6 protein-coding genes are annotated in these 3012 nt (G+C 69.7%); 2 read left to right on the forward strand and 4 right to left on the reverse strand.

Translation table 11 applies throughout. The features are described from left to right. Both D180_RS05915 and D180_RS05920 read left to right on the forward strand, forming a co-directional pair. On the forward strand, positions 1 to 303 hold a 303-nt coding region (locus D180_RS05915; RefSeq protein ID WP_043090544.1), incomplete at its 5' end, for a DUF4129 domain-containing protein. Continuing rightward, positions 300 to 818, forward strand: coding sequence for a Slp family lipoprotein (locus D180_RS05920; protein ID WP_017912067.1), 519 nt, complete (start codon positions 300 to 302; stop codon positions 816 to 818). The genes D180_RS05915 and D180_RS05920, both read left to right, overlap by 4 nt. 81 nt (positions 819 to 899) lie before the next feature. On the opposite strand, the gene D180_RS05925 is transcribed toward D180_RS05920, so the two are convergent. The 4 genes from D180_RS05925 to D180_RS05940 form a co-directional block, all read right to left on the reverse strand. After that, complete coding sequence (locus D180_RS05925) at positions 900 to 1247, reverse strand: histidine triad nucleotide-binding protein (RefSeq protein ID WP_010342491.1); 348 nt, start codon at positions 1245 to 1247, stop codon at positions 900 to 902. Between the two features lie 75 nt (positions 1248 to 1322). Then, positions 1323 to 1937, reverse strand: a complete 615-nt coding sequence (gene recR, locus D180_RS05930; RefSeq protein ID WP_017909283.1) for a recombination mediator RecR — start codon at positions 1935 to 1937, stop codon at positions 1323 to 1325. 213 nt (positions 1938 to 2150) lie between these two features. Beyond that, positions 2151 to 2471 (reverse strand): YbaB/EbfC family nucleoid-associated protein, encoded by a 321-nt coding sequence (locus D180_RS05935; RefSeq protein WP_017909282.1) that lies wholly within the window; start codon positions 2469 to 2471, stop codon positions 2151 to 2153. 6 nt (positions 2472 to 2477) lie between these two features. Beyond that, positions 2478 to 3012, reverse strand: a 535-nt coding sequence (locus D180_RS05940; RefSeq protein WP_232760348.1) for a DNA polymerase III subunit gamma/tau C-terminal domain-containing protein, incomplete at its 5' end; no start/stop codon positions are given.

The raw sequence follows: 3012 nt of genomic DNA on the forward strand, positions 1-3012 counted from the left end.
TTCGCGGCGCTGCTGCTGGGTGCGATGGCCTGGTGGCTTGCCCGCGGCGAGCGCGAACGCGATCCGCTGCTGCGGGCCTGGCGGGCGCTGGGCCGGCGCTACGCCCGGCGCGGGCTGGGCCGCGACCCGCACGAACCGGCCCTGGCCTGGGCCGCTCGCGTACAGCGGGAAACCGGCGATGCGAGCCTGATTCCGCTCAGCCGGCGTTTCGCCGATGCGCGCTACGCTGGCGCTGATTCGGACAGCGCTTCATTGTTGCGCGACCTGCGCAGGCACCGTCCGCCCACTGGAGCATCCCGATGAAGATTCGCCTGCTGTTCCCCGTGATCGCTGCGTTGGCGCTCGGCGCCTGCGCCACCGCCCCCAAGCCGCTGCAGGGCCAGTTCGCGCCCGTCAGCCCGCGCGACTCGGTCGCCGGCCATCAGGCCGGCGCGCCGGTGCGCTGGGGCGGCAAGATCATCAAGACCACGCCCGGCCAGGGCCAGACCTGCTTCCAGATGCTGTCGCGCCCGCTCAACGCCAGCGGCCGTCCGGACAGCGATGCCGCCGACGCCAGCGATGGCCGCTTCATCGCCTGCCGCGCCGGCTTCTACGACCCGGCGGTGTTCGAACCCGGCCGCGAAGTGACCTTCATCGGCCACGTGTCCGGCTACGACAACACCCGCATCGGCGAGTACGACTACCGCCTGCCGAAGATGGACGCGGACGTGGTGTACCTGTGGCCGGTGGTGCGCCAAGTCGAAGTGGTGCCCGCCTATCCGTACGGCCCCTGGGGCGGCCCGTGGGGTCCGTGGGGCCCGCGCTGGGGCTGGTGGTAAGCCCTGCGTTTCTGCCGCAACGAAAAACGCCGCTGATCCAGCGGCGTTTTTTTATGCATGCACGTTCGCGCCAGCCGCTGCTCAGGGCGTACCGAAGCGCCCCAGCGGCGCACCGGCGAGCAGATGCAGGTGCAGATGGAACACGGTCTGCCCGGCGTGCTCGCGGCAGTTGATCACCACCCGATAGCCGTCCTGGGCCAGGCCCTGCTCGCGCGCATAGCTGGCCGCGGCCAGCACCAGCCGGCCGACCAGGGTCGCCTGCTCCGGCGCCAGGTCGTCCAGGGTCGGAATCTCCACCTGCTTGGGGATGAAGAGCACATGCACCGGCGCCTGCGGCGCGATGTCCTTGAAGCCGAGCACGGCGTCGTCCTCGTAGACGATGCTGGCCGGAATTTCGCGACGGATGATCTTGCCGAAGATGGTGTCCATGGAGCGCGCCCGGAACGAAAGAAGGGGCCGCCGTTATAGCCCAATTCGGCGTCGCACCGCAGCCGCGTGCGGCGGTTATTCGCCGGTGCCGGTGCGCGGCACTTCGCTGCGGCTGCCGAAGGCGTGCGACAGCGTGCCGCGATCCACGTACTCCAGCTCGCCGCCGAGCGGCAGGCCCTGCGCCAACCGGCTCGGCCGCACACCGTGCTGGCGCGCCAGCTGCGCCAGGTAATGCGCGGTGGCCTCGCCCTCGACCGTGGAGTTGGTGGCGATGATCAGCTCGGCTACCTCGCCCTGCGCCAGCCGCGCGGCCAGCCGGTCCAGGCCCAGCTCGCGCGGGCCGATGCCGTCCAGCGGCGACAGCCGGCCCTGCAGGATGAAGTACAGCCCGCGGTAGCCGGTGGCGTGCTCGATCGCCAGCCGGTCGGCCGGCGACTCCACCGCGCACAGCTGCTGGCGGTCGCGCGCGGGACTGGCGCAGATCGCGCAGACCTCGGTCTCGCTGAAATCGCGGCATTGCGCGCAATGACCGATGCGCTCGATCGCCTCGTGCAGCCGCTCGGCCAGCCGCTGCCCACCCTCGCGCTCGCGCTCGAGCACGTGATACGCCATGCGCTGCGCAGTCTTCTGGCCGACGCCAGGCAACACGCGGAACGCATCGATCAGTTGTTCGAGCAGCGGCGAGCTCATTGTGGTTGGGGATTCGGGAGTAGGGATTGGGGATTCGTAAAAGAAACATCGCTGTCACGCGATGTTTTCGTAGGAGCGGCTTCAGCCGCGACGGCTTGACCTGACCGGTCGCGGCTGAAGCCGCTCCTGCCAGAGGAATTCACCGAAGCAGGAAGGGCAGCGCACTCGCGAAAAACCGCGAATCCCCAATCCCGAATCCCCAATCCCGGCAACTCAGAACGGCAGCTTCATGCCCGGCGGGATCGGCATGCCGGCGGTGGCCGCGCCCATGCGCGCCTTGGATTCGGCATCGATCTTGTTGGACGCATCGTTGAACGCAGCCGCGATCAGATCCTCGGCCATTTCCTGGTCGGCCAGGATGCTCGGATCGATCCGCACCTTGCGGCACTCCTTGGCGCCGGTCAGGGTCACGTTGACCATGCCGCCGCCGGCGCTGCCGGTGACTTCCAGCTTGGCCAGTTCTTCCTGGGCGCGCTGCAGGTTTTCCTGCATCTTCTGCGCCTGTTGCATCAGTTGGGCGATATTGCCGCGCATCGTGGTTCACTCATCGTAGGGACGGATGGAATCGGGGACGACCCGCGCGCCTTGCTGCTGGATCAGCGCCTGCACCGCCGGGTCGTTCATGAACGCGGTCTCGGCCGCGTTCTGGCGCTCGCCGCGTTGCCGGTGCGAGCGCTCATGCAGGGTTTCGGCATCGACCGCGATGCCGCTTTCGATGACGATCTTCGGCCGCTGGCCCAGCGCATCGGCCAACGCCGCGGCCAGTTCGCCCAGCGAGCGTTCCGACTGCAGGTACTCGAAGCCCGGCGACAGCGACAGCCGCAGCACACCCTCGGCATGGCTGACGAAGGCGGCGTTGGCGGCGAGTTGCCGCGAGGGGCCGCTCAGGCCGCAATCGGCGACCAGTTCCAGCCAGTCCTCGGCGCTGTGCAGCGCGCGCGGCGTATCGGACACGGGGGCATGGGTGCGCGGCGGCGGCGCCAGGGGCGGCACCATCGCCATTTCCGGCTCGGCGGCCGCAGCCGTGGCCGCGGCCGGAACGATTGCTGGCGCCGGCGTCGCGACGGGCGCGGAC

This window comes from Xanthomonas sp. SHU 166 (assembly GCF_000364685.1).
In the GTDB taxonomy this organism is placed as follows: domain Bacteria; phylum Pseudomonadota; class Gammaproteobacteria; order Xanthomonadales; family Xanthomonadaceae; genus Xanthomonas_A; species Xanthomonas_A sontii.

What these genes read in the sequence shown, in the direction of transcription:
- D180_RS05935 (WP_017909282.1), bottom strand. Translation starts at nt 2,471, where the DNA reads ATGCGCGGCAATATCGCCCAACTGATGCAACAGGCGCAGAAGATGCAG.
- D180_RS05925 (WP_010342491.1), bottom strand. Translation starts at nt 1,247, where the DNA reads ATGGACACCATCTTCGGCAAGATCATCCGTCGCGAAATTCCGGCCAGC.
- D180_RS05920 (WP_017912067.1), top strand. Translation starts at nt 300, where the DNA reads ATGAAGATTCGCCTGCTGTTCCCCGTGATCGCTGCGTTGGCGCTCGGC.
- recR (WP_017909283.1), bottom strand. Translation starts at nt 1,937, where the DNA reads ATGAGCTCGCCGCTGCTCGAACAACTGATCGATGCGTTCCGCGTGTTG.